The organism is Amycolatopsis sp. NPDC114503 (assembly GCF_055633655.1).
Genome location: NZ_JBVKDT010000003.1, coordinates 542,562 through 555,201, shown reverse-complemented (window position 1 = coordinate 555,201; position 12,640 = coordinate 542,562). Strand labels below are relative to the sequence as shown.

The following is a 12,640-nucleotide window of genomic DNA, read 5'->3' as shown; positions in this document are numbered from 1 at the left end:
GGCGTGACGATCTTCGTGCTGACCGGCATCCAAGCGGCGGGCAAGTCGACGGTGGCGCAGGCGCTCGCCGAACGGTTGCCGAAATCCGCACACGTGCGCGGGGACGCGTTCCGGCGGATGGTGGTCAACGGCCGGGTCGAGATGGGCCCGGCCGACCCGCCCGCCGAGGCGATCCGTCAGCTTCGGCTCCGGTACGCGCTCGCGGCGCAGGTCGCGGACGGGTACGCCGACGCTGGGTTCACCGTGGTGCTGCAGGACATCGTGCTCGGCGAACACCTGACCGGGATGGTCGGCGCGCTGCGCACGCGGCCCTGTTATGTGGTGGTACTCGCGCCTAGCGCCGCAGTGGTGGCGCAGCGCGACGCGGCTCGGCAGGCGACGCGGGGAAAGGTCGCGTACCAGCCGGGCGACACGGGTATCGCCGGGCTGGACGCGTACCTCCGCGAGGAGACCCCGCGTCTCGGGCTGTGGCTGGACACGTCGGAGCTGACCGTCGAGGAGACTGTCGACGAGATTCTGGCCCGGACCGAGGCCGAAGCGGGGGTCTGACCGGCGTCAGTTCGGCGGCTGCTGCGGGCCTTCGCCCGGGTTGGGCTGCTGCTGACCGGGCTGGGGATGGCCGGGCTGCTCCGGCTGGGAGTAGCCGGACTGCTGACCTGGCTCCGGCTGAGGGTAACCAGGCTGGGGGTAACCAGGCTGAGGCTGGCCGGGCTGAGGCTGACCGGGTTGCTGCTGGCCGGATTGCGGATAACCAGGCTGCGCGTAGCCGGTCTGCGGATAGCCGGGCTGGCCGTAACCGGCCTGCGGACCGAACCCCGGCTGCCCGACCGTCGGGTACCCGCCGGGTGCGAAACCGGGCTGCGGCGCGCGGCCGCCCTTCGCGACCGCGAGCACGACCAGCAGCCACGACAGCACCTCGAGAAGGCTGAGCGGGATGCCCACGGCCAGGAAGATCGTCGACATCTCCGAGCTGCTCAGATGATCCGACGCCATCCAGGACGCGACGTTCGCCAGCATGAGCTGCCAGGCGATGTTCAGCGCCGTGGTGACGAGCATGACCGCGAAGGCGGCCACCATCAGGCCCGAGCCGCCGCGCGAGCGCCGGCCGATCGAGAGGATCAGGCCGAACAGCCCCACGATCAGCAGCAACGCCTGCGGGAGGATCTGGAGGATCGTGCTGGTGAAGGTCGTCATACCTGCTCTCCGCTCAAGGAACGTCGGGCAGATCCTAGGGGGCGGCCCCGTCCGGCGTGGCCGGTTCGCCGAACATCCCGGTCTCGAAACGGCTTCAACTTCGGTGCGCGGCACGATATCCGGCGAACCGCTCGTCGACCTCCCCGGCGGTCAGGCCGAAGTCGGCGAGGTCGTAGCGGTGCTTCGGTTTCGCGTCTCCCGTGCGGCTCCGCTCGTGCAGCGTTGTCATCGCCTCGCGCGCTTGCGGGGCGAGATCGAGCCCGAAGTGCTGGTAGACGCCCTCGACGGTGCCGATCGGGTCCGCGACGAAGTCCTCGTACCGGACGTCGCAGAACTGCGCCGGGTTGTGCCGCTGCCGGGCGGCCGCGAACTGTTCCGCGCCGCGCGCCCACAGATCGAGCTGGCTGCGTCCGACTACCTCGCCGCGGAAAGTGTCCGACCATCCTTCCGAAGCCTGTTCGGTGAGGCTGCACACGGACGCGATGATCGTGCTGGGTGCGCGATGGGTCTGCACGACCAGCGCGTCGGGGTAGACCTCCAGCAGCGCGTCGAGGGCGAACAGATGGCTCGGGTTCTTGAGCACCCAGCGGCGGCCGGCGTCGGGGAGGCCGATGAGCTGCAGGTTGCGCCGGTGCCTGCGGTAAGCGTCGGTCCAGTCCTGCCCGTCGAGCCAGCGCGAGTAGCCGGGCACGTGCGCGAGGCATTCGTACGACACGGATTTCAGCGACTGCCGCAGCAACTGCCAGCATTCCTCGACCTGGTCCGCCGACATGTGGTGCAGGCCCATGAATTCGGGATGCTCGACGTGGTGCTGTTCGTAGCCGGCCTGAATCGCTTGGAACACCGGGTTTTCCGCCCACGTTTCGCGCGGCGGGCGCGGTTGCGGCATTTCGGTCAGCCACACTTCGAGACCCTGGTGGGCCGGGTCTTCGGTGAGCAGCCGGTGCAGCGCCGTCGTGCCAGTGCGCGGCAGGCCGGTGACGAAGATGGGCCGCTCGATCGGTACGTCGGCGTATTGCGGATTCTGTTTCCACGACGCTTCGCTCAGCAGCCGCGCGACCAACGCGCCGCGCAGGAAAGCGCGGTGGACTTTGTTGCCGTACGGGGTCAAATCGGCCTCGCCGGCATAGGAATCGAGCAGCACGCGCAGGCCGTCGAGGTGCTCGTCGCCGCCGAAATCGTCGAGGCCGGTGAGCTTCGTGGCGGACGCGTGGAGGTCTTCGACCGTGCCGACGCTGTCTCGTCCTGGACGCATGATCTTCCCCTCAGTGATGGTATTCGCCGGCGTTCACGTCGAGGCACTGCCCGGTGACGCAGCGGGCGAGCGCGGACGCGAGGAACACGACGGTGTCGGCGATCTCGTCCGGTTCCGGGAGGCGGCGAAGGTCGATCGTCGCGGCCGTTTCCGTGTACACCTGCTCCGCGGGAACGCCGCGTTCCTTGGCCAGGTAAGCGAAATACCATTTGAGCGAATCCGCCCAGATGTAGCCCGGCGCCACGGAATTGACGCGGATTCCGCGCGGGCCGAGCTCCGACGCGAGGCTTTGGGCGAGTGCCAGCAAGCTCGCCTTCGCCATTTTGTACGCGCCGAAGGTGCGCCGCGAATGCCGCAGCACAGCCGAGTTGATCATCACGACCGAACCGGCGCTCTCGGCGAGCGCGGCGGTGCAGAGCCGGGTCAGCCGGAGCGCGGCGAGCACGTTGGTTTCGAAGCCGGCGCGGACGGCGTCGAGGTCGACTTCGGCGAGGTCGGTGATCGGCGGGATCGCGAAAGCGTTGTTCACCAAGGTATCCACGCGTCCGAACTCGCTCAGCGCGGTTTCGACGAGCTTGGTCGCCGAGGCGTCGTCGGTGATGTCGGTGGGCACCGGAACGGCGCGCCGGCCGAGCGCTTCGACCTCGGCGGCGACCTCGGCGAGCCGGGATTCGGTGCGGGCCGCGAGGACGACGTCGGCGCCGGCCGCGGCGGACCGCAAGGCGATCGAGCGGCCGAGTCCCGGGCCGATTCCGGAGACGAGAACGACTTTGCCAGTCAGGAGATCCATGAATTCAGCCCAGCATCCTGGCCGCGACCGCAGCCTGTCGCGCGGCGATCCGCTCGGCCCATTCCTCGGGGGTCACGCGGGCTTCCTTGTAAAAGGGCAGCCGGTCGGCGAGTTCGCCGAACTTCACGACCTCGACCTCCGGACCGTCCTCCGCGGTCAGCTCGCGGGAAAGCCGCTGCCAGCGGATCTGGACGTAGCCGCGGTCGTGCCCGGTGCGTTCGAGCCAGTTCGCGACGCCGGGGTCGCGTTCGCTGATCACGAACCGTATCTTGCCGTCCGGGTCGACGCGGGCCTGGTCGGCGGTGAGGCTGGTCTGGTGGTTCAGATAGTCCAACGAGATGTACCACGGGCTGCCGAGCTGGATGCCCTGGTACGGCGCGTCCGAGCGGGGCACCGTGACGATCATGACCTCCTCGTCGGCGAGTTCGTAATGCCCGGCCGAGGAATACTGGGTGGGCAGGCCGCCGGGCGTGCTGCGCGGTTCGGTCATCGTGTTCGCCGGCAGGTTCAGGTAGAACCACTTGGGGAAGGCGAGGAACGTCCGGATCCGGCTGAGCAGGATCTTTCCGGTGACGCCGTAGCGTTTCTCCATCGCGGTGCGCGACAGCGCGGGCGGCGCCTGGCCGGTGGTGCCGGCGCACCGGAGCTGGATCGAGCCGCGCCGTTCGGTCGCCCAGTCGCTGTAGACCTCGCGGACGACGAGCATCGACGAACCCGGGCCGAGCACGAAATAACCGGGCTCGGGATCGGGTTTCGCCGGGCCGAAGCGGATCTCGAAGGAGCCGTCGGCGGCGACGGGGATGTCGCGGTCGTCGAACGCGGTCATGCTGTCGGGCACCTCGACCGGCGTGTAGTCGCCGTTGAGGACCTGGAAGCTCAGGTCGGCGGTGGTGCCGCGGGTGCCGGTGACGACGTACTCGCGGTCCTCGCGGATGTTCGCGTTGAAGTACAGGGTGTCCGGGTTGTCCAGGCCCATTTTCGTGTACGGGCCGGTGGACAGGGTGAAGTACGGGAAGTCGCGGTCGTAGGCCCACGCTGTCTGGACCGACGCCCGGATGCTGCCCGCGAGGTAGTCGTAGCCCTCGATCAGGTCCTGTTCGGTCCGGACGTGCGGCGCCTCGGCGATGATCTTTTCGGCTTCGGCGATCGCGCCGGCGAGCGGTTCGGTCAGCACCGGAGACTCCTCACGCTGGTCCAAATCTGTACCGGGGTGGTACGTTCGGTGTCGGTTGAGACTAGAACGCGTTCTAAGGATGGGTCAATGGCGGTTACCCGGCGCTCGCCGCCGACGCAGCGGGTCGTGCGGCTGCTGGACTATTTCGCGGCCCGGCCGGGGCAGCGCTTCGGGCTGTCCGCGCTCGCCCGCGAACTGGACCTGAGCAAGCCGACCTGCCTCGGCATCCTGACCGAGCTGACCGCGAGCGGCTACGTGGTCCGCGACCCGCGATCGACGACGTATCGCCTGGGACCGGCGATGATCGCGGCCGGGCGCGCGGCCGGCGAAGGCTTCGGGGCGAGCGAGATCGCCCGTACCCACCTGGAAGAACTCAGCGCCCGGTACCAGGCGACGTGCACCGCGTCGGCCGTGGTCGACGGGCGCATCCTCATGCTGCAGAGCGCCGGGCCGGGCAAGGTGCGGCTGGGCGAGACGTATCCGTTCGCGCCGCCGGTCGGGCTGATGTACGTGCTGTGGGACGCCGAATCCGCCTTCGACGCGTGGCTGGCCACGCCGCCCGCGGTGCCGGTGCGGCTGGACGAGGCGTACCTGCGGCGCGTGGTCGCCGAATGCCGGGAACACGGGTATCTGGTGGAAAGCCTGACGTCGGCGGGGCGTCGGCTGTACACGCTGATGGCGGGTGTCGCCGCCGGGGATCTGCCGCCGGAGGTGCGCGGGCTGGTCGGCGAGCTGGTGTCGAGCCTGGGGGAGCGGGTGTACCTCGGCGCGGATCTCGAGCCGCGGAAGAAGCACGCGGTGAGCCTGCTCGCGGCCCCGACATTCGACGCGTCGGGGCGGCAGGAACTGGTGCTGACGCTGTCAGTCGGCGAACCGATCACCGGCGCGGAAATCGCCCGCCGGGGAGCGGCGCTGGCTGCCGTCGCGGATGCAGTGACGGCGGAGACGGGCGGAGTCCGTCCTCGCTAGGTTCCACGGTCCGTGAAGGGAACCCCGAGGGAAGCAGAGGCCCTCGGGGTTCCCCTCACGGACCGCTGACCGTCGCAGTCAGGCTGGCTGGCCCCACATGTTCGCCGTCAGCTTCCACCCCGGCTGGTCTTTCATCGAGACCAGCGTTTCGTACAACCGCTCGTACCCCGTGCTGCTGATCCGCCACACCCCGTCCTCGCGACGGTAGGTGTCCTCGTAGTACGCGGCTCCCTCGATCACGACGCGGTGCTCGGCGACGATCACCTTGTCCTGGAACATCCATCGCCCGGTCGCGGTGTCGCCGTCGATGTCGATTTCCGGGTGGCTGGCGAAGTGCATCGTCGTGATGCCGGGGCCGACGGTCGTGCGCAAGAACTCCATGAGCGCGTCGCGGTTGTCGAAGTTCAGCGGTTCGCCGTAGGAGGGCGTGCCGTAGTGCACGCGGGCGTCTGCGGTGAGCGTCTCCGCCATCTCGTCCCAGCGCTTCAGATCGAGGCACCGGAGGTAGCGGAATTTCACGCGGCGGATTTCTTCGAGTGCGGCCAGGTCCATCCGCTCAGCGTCCTCCGCCGCTTGACCCAGCGCAAGAACCTGTTCTACTTTTCTGTTCTCGAACCCGGAAGGGCGGATCCGATGGCGACCCAGGCACCCCCGGCCTACGAGCTGAGCCACCTCGGTGCGCTCGAAGCCGAAGCCGTGCATGTCTTCCGCGAGGTCGCGGCGACCTTCGAGCGGCCGGTGCTGCTGTTCTCCGGCGGGAAAGACTCGATGGTGATGCTGCACGTCGCGGCGAAGGCGTTCTGGCCCGCGCCGCTGCCGTTCCCGGTCATGCACGTCGACACCGGGCACAACTTCGACGAAGTGATCCGGTTCCGGGACGAAATCGTCGAACGCTACGGATTGCGGCTGGTGGTCGCCAGCGTCCAGGACGACATCGACGCGGGCCGGTCCGTCGAGGACCCGAAGGCGGGCCGGAACCGGCTCCAGACGGCGACTTTGCTGCGCGGCATCCGAGAGAACGGCTTCGACGCGGTGTTCGGCGGCGCGCGGCGCGACGAAGAGAAGGCCCGGGCCAAGGAACGGGTGTTCAGCTTCCGCGACGAATTCGGTCAATGGGATCCGCGGCGGCAGCGTCCGGAACTGTGGAATCTGTACAACGGCAGACATCGCAAGGGCGAGCACATCCGGGTGTTCCCGTTGTCGAACTGGACTGAGCTGGACATCTGGCAGTACGTCGAAGCGGAGGGCGTGACCCTGCCGTCGCTGTACTACGCGCACGAGCGGCCGGTCGTCCAGCGGGACGGGATGCTGCTCGCGGAAACCCGGTTCCTCACCGTCGGCGAGGGAGAAGTTCCTTACCCCGCAACGGTTCGCTTCCGCACGATCGGGGACGCGACCTGCACCGGCTGCGTCGAATCGACCGCTTCCTCGCCCGCGGAAGTGGTGGCCGAGGTCGCCGCGACGCGGGTCACCGAACGCGGCGCGACCCGGGCCGACGACCGGATTTCCGAGGCCGGGATGGAAGACCGCAAGAAGGAAGGCTACTTCTGATGAGCGCCGGGGACCGGGTCACGACAGTGCGGCTCGCCACCGCGGGCAGCGTGGACGACGGCAAGTCGACCCTGATCGGCCGCTTGCTGTTCGATTCCAAGACGGTGTTCACCGACCAGCTCGAAGCGATCGAGCGCACCAGCCGGGCCCGGGGCGACGCGTATCCGGACCTCGCCCTGCTGACCGACGGCCTGCGCGCCGAACGCGAACAGGGCATCACGATCGACGTCGCGCACCGGTATTTCGCCACGCCCAAACGGAAATTCATCATCGCCGACACCCCGGGGCACGTGCAGTACACCCGGAACATGGTCACCGGAGCGTCCACTTCGGACGTCGCGCTGATCCTGGTCGACGCGCGCAAGGGCGTGCTCGAGCAGTCGCGCCGGCACGCGTTCCTCGCCAGCTTGCTGGGCATCCGGCACCTGGTGGTGTGCGTGAACAAAATGGACCTCGTCGACTGGTCTCAGGAGCGGTTCGAGGAAATCCGCGAGGATTTCCGCCGGTTCGCGATGAAATTGCAGACGCCTGATCTGACTTTCGTGCCGATGTCCGCGCTGCACGGCGACAACGTGGTGCACCGGGGCGCGAGCATGCCTTGGTATGAAGGCACTTCGCTGTTGCACCACCTCGAACAGGTGCATGTGGCGTCGGATCGGAATCTCGTCGACGCGCGCTTTCCCGTGCAATACGTGATTCGCGAACACAGCCGGGACTTCCGCGGTTACGCCGGGACGGTGGCCGGCGGAGTGTTCAAGCCCGGCGACGAGGTGACGGTGCTGCCCTCCGGGTTCACCACGACCGTCCGGGCGATCTGGGGTCCCGGCGGGGCGGAGGTGCCGGAGGCGTTCGCCTCGCTGGCGGTCACCATCGAGCTCGCCGACGAACTCGACCTCAGCCGCGGCGACCTGATCTGCCGCCCGGGCAACCGCCCGCACGTCGGCCAGGACGTCGATGCCATGGTCTGCTGGTTCTCCGAACAGGCCTCGCTCGCTCCTGGCGCGAACTACCTCGTCCGACACACGACCCGCGAGACCAAGGCCGAGGTCCGCGCCCTCGACTACCGGCTGGACGTCACCACCCTGCACCGCGACGAGGCCGCGGAGTCGTTGTCGCTCAACGAGATCGGCCGGATCCGACTGCGCACGAGGCAGCCGCTGCTGTTCGACCCGTACCTCCGCAACAAGCCGACCGGCGGATTCCTGCTGGTCGACGAACATTCCGGCGACACCGTCGGGGCGGGCATGATCACCGGCCCGAGCGCGACGGCGCCGAACGTGGTCTGGCATCCGGCGGCGGTGTCGCGCGACGAACGCGCGACCCGCGGCCGGACCGTCTGGCTCACCGGGCTGTCCGCCTCGGGCAAGTCGAGCGTGGCCGTCGAACTGGAGCGCCGGCTGGTCGCGTCGGGCCGCCCCGCCTACCTCCTGGACGGGGACAACCTCCGGCACGGCCTCAACGGCGACCTCGGGTTCGCCCCGGCCGAGCGGGCCGAGAACATCCGCCGCGTCGCGGAGGTCGCCAAGCTGTTCGCTGACGCCGGGGTCGTGGCGGTCGTGTCGTTGATCAGCCCGTATCAGGCTGACCGCGAACTGGCGCGGACCGTGCACGAAACCGCGGGTTTGCCGTTTTTGGAAGTCTTCGTCGACACTCCGCTCGAAGTGTGCGAGGACCGTGATCCGAAGGGCATGTACGCGAAGGCGCGGTCGGGAGAGATCACCGGATTCACCGGAGTGGACGCGCCGTACGAGCGGCCCGCGTCGCCGGATCTCGTGCTGCGCCCGGAAAACGGCGACCCGGTGGAGATGGCCGCGCTGGTTCTCGCCGCCCTGGAGTGACGTCCGGGCGGCACAGGATCCATTCGTACGGCTGGGCTAATTCGCGCTGCGGCCGGTTTCCGCCGAGAGCCGATCGGGCAGGCGTGCCAGTTTCTTCGGGTAACAACCTTTGACGGTGCGTCGCGGGCGCTGCGACTCTGGAGTTCTGCCTCCGGCGGAATGCCAGCTGAGGTCTCGGTCGAGCCGGGCAATTCGCTGCCCGGTACGGCGTCATTCGCATTTCGGCAATGGTGCTGGGAGTGTCAGGCGTGGATGTCACTTTCTTCGAACAGGCTTTGCGACGCGAAATCCGGCCGGGTTCCTTCGCGGTCGAAATCGGCGACAGCAAGCTGCCGGTCGCCCCGCAACCGCTGGCGTGGTGGAAGCGGGAGCCCGGGGCGGAGCCGCCGGTCGGCTCGGACGTGCTCGACTGGGTGCGGGACGGCTACGTGCTCGACGTCGGCTGCGCCACCGGCCGTGACCTGGAGATACTCGCCCGCCGAGGGGTGCGCGGGCACGGGATCGAACTGATCCCGGCCGCAGTGGCGATGGCGAAGGCCTCGGGTGTTTCCTGTGTGCAGGCGGACGTTTTCTCCTACACGCCACCACGACCCGTGGACACCGTCCTCGCGGTCGGCGGCAACGGCGGAATGGCGGCGAGGCTCGCCGCCCTGCCGGAATTCCTGCTTCGGTTGTCCTCGTGGCTGAACGAAACCGGCCGCATTGTGTTCACCAGCACGGATTGGCGCAAACTGCCGCCGGGAACGTTCAACAACCGCGAACTCCCGGACGGCGGATACCGGGGAGACATCCGGATGCGGCTGTGGCTCGAGGACGAGGCGGGCCCGTGGTTCCCGTGGCTGTTCGCCGATCCCGAAGCGCTGGAAAAGGCGTGCTCCGAAGCGGGGCTGCGGATCGCCGCCCGCAAGGAATGGCAGGGCGGGATCGCCTACGCGGCGCTGCTGGAGCGGGCCGTTTCCGCCTGAGCGTGCGGGGAAGACCGGTTTCCGCCCCCGAATTTCCCTGATCCTCAGGGGAAAGTGGAATGAAAGGAAGTTCCCGCATGAACGAAATCGTGCTGCCCACGGCCGCCGAACTGGAAGCCGACCTCGCGAGCGTCCGCTCGGAGAAGCTCTCGACCTTCCAGTCGCCGTTCGCCGAAGGCGTGGCCGAGAGCAGCGAACTCTGCGGCTGCTGACCGGGGTCGGGCTGGCGGTGCGCGCCGCCAGCCCGATCGGCGCGGAAGAAACGAGGCGAAGATGACCCAGCGGACGGCTGCGGATCCCGAGGATCCCGATCCGGGTCCGGCGAAGGTGGTGTTCGACGGAACGCACCGAAGCCGGCGGCCGGAGGAGACGTGGGAGTGGATCAAGCCGAAACTGCCGCGGCTCGGCATCACCCGCGTCGCCGACGTCACCTGGCTCGACGAGATCGGGATCCCGGTGTTCCAGGCGATGCGCCCGAACGCGCGGACCCTCTCGGTTTCCCAAGGCAAGGGCGTCAGCGCGGCGCTCGCCCGGGTGTCCGGAGTGATGGAGGGCGCAGAGCTGTGGCACGCGGAACATCCGCTGCCCTTCGCGACCCAGACGGCCGCTGTCGGCGAGGCGGAACGGTTCACCGGATATCGCGTCGACGAGCTCGCCCTGGCCGCCCGGCATCGCCTCAACCCGGACACGCGCTTGGCATGGCGGACGGCGCGGCTGGTCGACGGCAGCGGCACGTCACTGGTGCCCGTCGAGCTGATCACGCTCGACTTCCGGTTCGACGAACGCTGGCTCCCGCCGTTGTTCCGGATCAGCAGCAATGGTCTGGCCAGCGGAAACACCCTGGACGAGGCGTTGCTTCACGGGATGTACGAGGTGGTCGAACGCGACTCGATGGCGCGCAGGGCCGCCCGGGAACAGTCGTTGGCGGTCCACCCGGACACGGTCGAGAACGCCGGGCTGGCGGCGTTGCTGGAGAAATACCGGGCGGCGAAGGTGCATGTCCAGATGAGTTTCCTGCCGAATCCGTTCGGCATCCCGGCTTTCGACGTCCTCATCTGGAGCGACGCGTTCCCCGCGACGTTCACCGGTTCCGGCGCTCATCTGGACGCGGCGGTCGCGTTGTCGCGCGCGCTCACCGAAGCCGCGCAGTCCCGCGCGACAGCAATCGCCGGGGCGCGTGACGACATCGGCAAGGCGCCGTACCGGGAGGCCCGCGTCTTCGGGGTCCGGCGTTCGGCGGATTCGCCGCCCTTCGCCGAGCAGGACGGCCCCTCGATTCCGTTCACCGACATCAAGTCTGCCCCGCTGGCCACCTTGGCCGACGAGGTGCGGAACGTCGCCGACCGGATCAAGCGGGTGACCGGGCACGCCCCGCTGTACGTCGACCTGACGCAGCCGGACCTCGGGATCCCGGTGGCGCACGTCGTCTGCCCGGGAACCTCCTTCCAGCACCAGTGACCTCGAACGGACGCCTCATGCCCCGTCGTATTCTCTTCGCCGGTCCGAGCCTGCCCGACGCCGCCGAACTGGCGCGCGGCTGCGACATCGAGGTGCTGCCGCCGGTGGCCGCGGGCGATCTGCCCCGGCTGTCGCTGGCCGCCGGGGACGCGGTCGGCATCGTCGACGGCTACTTCCACCAGGTCGGAACGGTGCGGCACAAGGAAATCCTGGCGCTGCTGAGCGACGGGGTGCGGGTGCTCGGCGCGGCCAGCATGGGTGCGCTCCGGGCCGCCGAACTGGACGTCTTCGGCATGGAGGGGATCGGCCGGATCTACGCGGACTACCGCGACGGCAGGCTCGAGGCGGACGACGAGGTCACCCTCCTGCACAGCACGCCGGAGGAGGACTACCGGCCGCTCTCGGAGCCCTTGGTGTGCATGCGCGCGACCTTTTCCCAGGCCGTGGCCGCCGGGGTGTGCGACAGCGAGACGGTCGCGCGGCTGGTCGCTGTTCTGTCCTGCTGGCCCTTCGGCCGGCGGTCCTACGACGGACTCGCCGCGGCCGGTCGGGAAGCCGGAGTCGACCCGAAGCTCGCCCGGGAGATCGGCCGGTACTGCGTCGCGCATCGGCTGGACCCCAAGCGTGCGGACGCGATCCTGCTGCTGGACGCGTTGCGCCGCGAACGGCCGACCCCGCTCGACCCGCCGGCGGTGAACCGGACTTCCTTTCTCTACCTGTGGCAAACGGCCGCGTTGGGGCTGGAGATCGGGGACTCGCCGCACCAAGGCCACCTCGGCGCGCTGCGGGCCTGCCAGCTGTTCGCCGCCGACTATCCGGAGTTCCATCGAAAGGTGATTTTCCGCGCCCTGGCGGCGAAGTGCGTGGAGGAATGCGGCACGGAGCCAGGGGATGACGACGCTGAGACCGCTTTGCGGCACGGCGAACACCGTGGCCTGTACCGGCTTCCGGCCGAGCCGGGGCGGCTGGGGTTTCTCGCGGCGCAATGGCTGACCTCGGCGGAGCAGGAAACCCTGGCCCCGCCGGAGCGGCTCCTGACGTTCCTCGTGCGCAGTTTCCGGGTGAACCCGGGGCTGACGTGGGAGGAACTGCCGCTGCGCCAGTTGCGCGAAAAGCCGTCGTGGGAGAACGCGCGGCGGCTCGTGCGGCTGGCGTGGGAGGTCAACGACCGGGTGTTCGCCGAGGGGCGGGACCGCGACGTGAACGACCTGTCGCACGAGAAGATCCTCGATTTGTTCGCCGGGCGATGGGGAGTCGCCCGGGAGGATCTGGAACTGGCGGCGATGGACCGCGGGCTGGAATCGCTGGACAGCCTGGTGATGGCGGGGCGGGCGTTCTACCTGCTCGCGCGGTACAACCCGGACCTGGTCCGGCTCGCCGTCGAGGCTGAGGTGCCGGTGGCGAGCCGGCTCCGTGCGGAGGTCTAGCTGGCGCGGCAGGGCCAGG

13 protein-coding genes are annotated in these 12,640 nt (G+C 69.0%); 8 read left to right on the top strand and 5 right to left on the bottom strand.

Features of this window, described 5'->3' with window-relative positions:
* The first annotated feature begins 3 nt into the window (after positions 1-3).
* On the top strand, positions 4-549 hold the full coding sequence (locus ACZ7OI_RS15145) for an AAA family ATPase (protein WP_470264782.1): 546 nt from the start codon (positions 4-6) through the stop codon (positions 547-549).
* A 6-nt stretch (positions 550-555) separates the two neighbouring features.
* On the opposite strand, the gene ACZ7OI_RS15140 is transcribed toward ACZ7OI_RS15145, so the two are convergent.
* The 4 genes from ACZ7OI_RS15140 to ACZ7OI_RS15125 form a co-directional block, all read right to left on the bottom strand.
* Positions 556-1,194 carry a hypothetical protein gene (locus tag ACZ7OI_RS15140; protein WP_470264781.1) on the bottom strand — a complete coding sequence of 213 codons (639 nt, stop codon included), beginning with the start codon at positions 1,192-1,194 and terminating at the stop codon, positions 556-558.
* A gap of 94 nt (positions 1,195-1,288) precedes the next feature.
* Complete coding sequence (locus ACZ7OI_RS15135; RefSeq protein ID WP_470264780.1) at positions 1,289-2,449, bottom strand: sulfotransferase family protein; 1,161 nt, start codon at positions 2,447-2,449, stop codon at positions 1,289-1,291.
* Between the two features lie 10 nt (positions 2,450-2,459).
* Positions 2,460-3,239: an SDR family oxidoreductase gene (locus tag ACZ7OI_RS15130; protein WP_470264779.1), complete on the bottom strand. Its 780-nt coding sequence runs from the start codon at positions 3,237-3,239 to the stop codon at positions 2,460-2,462.
* 4 nt (positions 3,240-3,243) lie between these two features.
* On the bottom strand, positions 3,244-4,413 hold the full coding sequence (locus ACZ7OI_RS15125; RefSeq protein WP_470264778.1) for a hypothetical protein: 1,170 nt from the start codon (positions 4,411-4,413) through the stop codon (positions 3,244-3,246).
* 87 nt (positions 4,414-4,500) lie between these two features.
* Between ACZ7OI_RS15125 and ACZ7OI_RS15120 the strand changes: the two genes are divergently transcribed.
* Positions 4,501-5,382: a helix-turn-helix domain-containing protein gene (locus tag ACZ7OI_RS15120; protein WP_470264777.1), complete on the top strand. Its 882-nt coding sequence runs from the start codon at positions 4,501-4,503 to the stop codon at positions 5,380-5,382.
* A gap of 78 nt (positions 5,383-5,460) precedes the next feature.
* On the opposite strand, the gene ACZ7OI_RS15115 is transcribed toward ACZ7OI_RS15120, so the two are convergent.
* Complete coding sequence (locus ACZ7OI_RS15115) at positions 5,461-5,934, bottom strand: nuclear transport factor 2 family protein (protein ID WP_470264776.1); 474 nt, start codon at positions 5,932-5,934, stop codon at positions 5,461-5,463.
* Positions 5,935-6,015: 81 nt separating this feature from the next.
* Here ACZ7OI_RS15115 and cysD point away from each other — a divergent pair, with 81 nt between their 5' ends.
* From cysD to ACZ7OI_RS15085, 6 genes are all read left to right on the top strand, one after another.
* Entirely contained in the window at positions 6,016-6,933 is a 918-nt protein-coding gene (gene cysD, locus ACZ7OI_RS15110; RefSeq protein WP_470264775.1) for a sulfate adenylyltransferase subunit CysD, read from the top strand.
* A complete protein-coding gene (gene cysC, locus ACZ7OI_RS15105; protein WP_470264774.1) occupies positions 6,933-8,771 on the top strand; it encodes an adenylyl-sulfate kinase in 1,839 nt (612 codons plus the stop codon). Before cysD ends, cysC begins: the two co-directional genes overlap by 1 nt.
* 248 nt (positions 8,772-9,019) lie before the next feature.
* The gene (locus ACZ7OI_RS15100) at positions 9,020-9,736 is read left to right on the top strand and encodes a class I SAM-dependent methyltransferase (RefSeq protein WP_470264773.1); all 717 of its coding nucleotides are present in this window, start codon (positions 9,020-9,022) and stop codon (positions 9,734-9,736) included.
* A gap of 77 nt (positions 9,737-9,813) precedes the next feature.
* Positions 9,814-9,948, top strand: coding sequence for a hypothetical protein (locus tag ACZ7OI_RS15095; RefSeq protein ID WP_470264772.1), 135 nt, complete (start codon positions 9,814-9,816; stop codon positions 9,946-9,948).
* Positions 9,949-10,009: 61 nt separating this feature from the next.
* The gene (locus ACZ7OI_RS15090; RefSeq protein ID WP_470264771.1) at positions 10,010-11,194 is read left to right on the top strand and encodes a YcaO-like family protein; all 1,185 of its coding nucleotides are present in this window, start codon (positions 10,010-10,012) and stop codon (positions 11,192-11,194) included.
* A gap of 17 nt (positions 11,195-11,211) precedes the next feature.
* Positions 11,212-12,621, top strand: a complete 1,410-nt coding sequence (locus tag ACZ7OI_RS15085) for a TfuA-like protein (protein ID WP_470264770.1) — start codon at positions 11,212-11,214, stop codon at positions 12,619-12,621.
* Positions 12,622-12,640 lie beyond the last annotated feature (19 nt).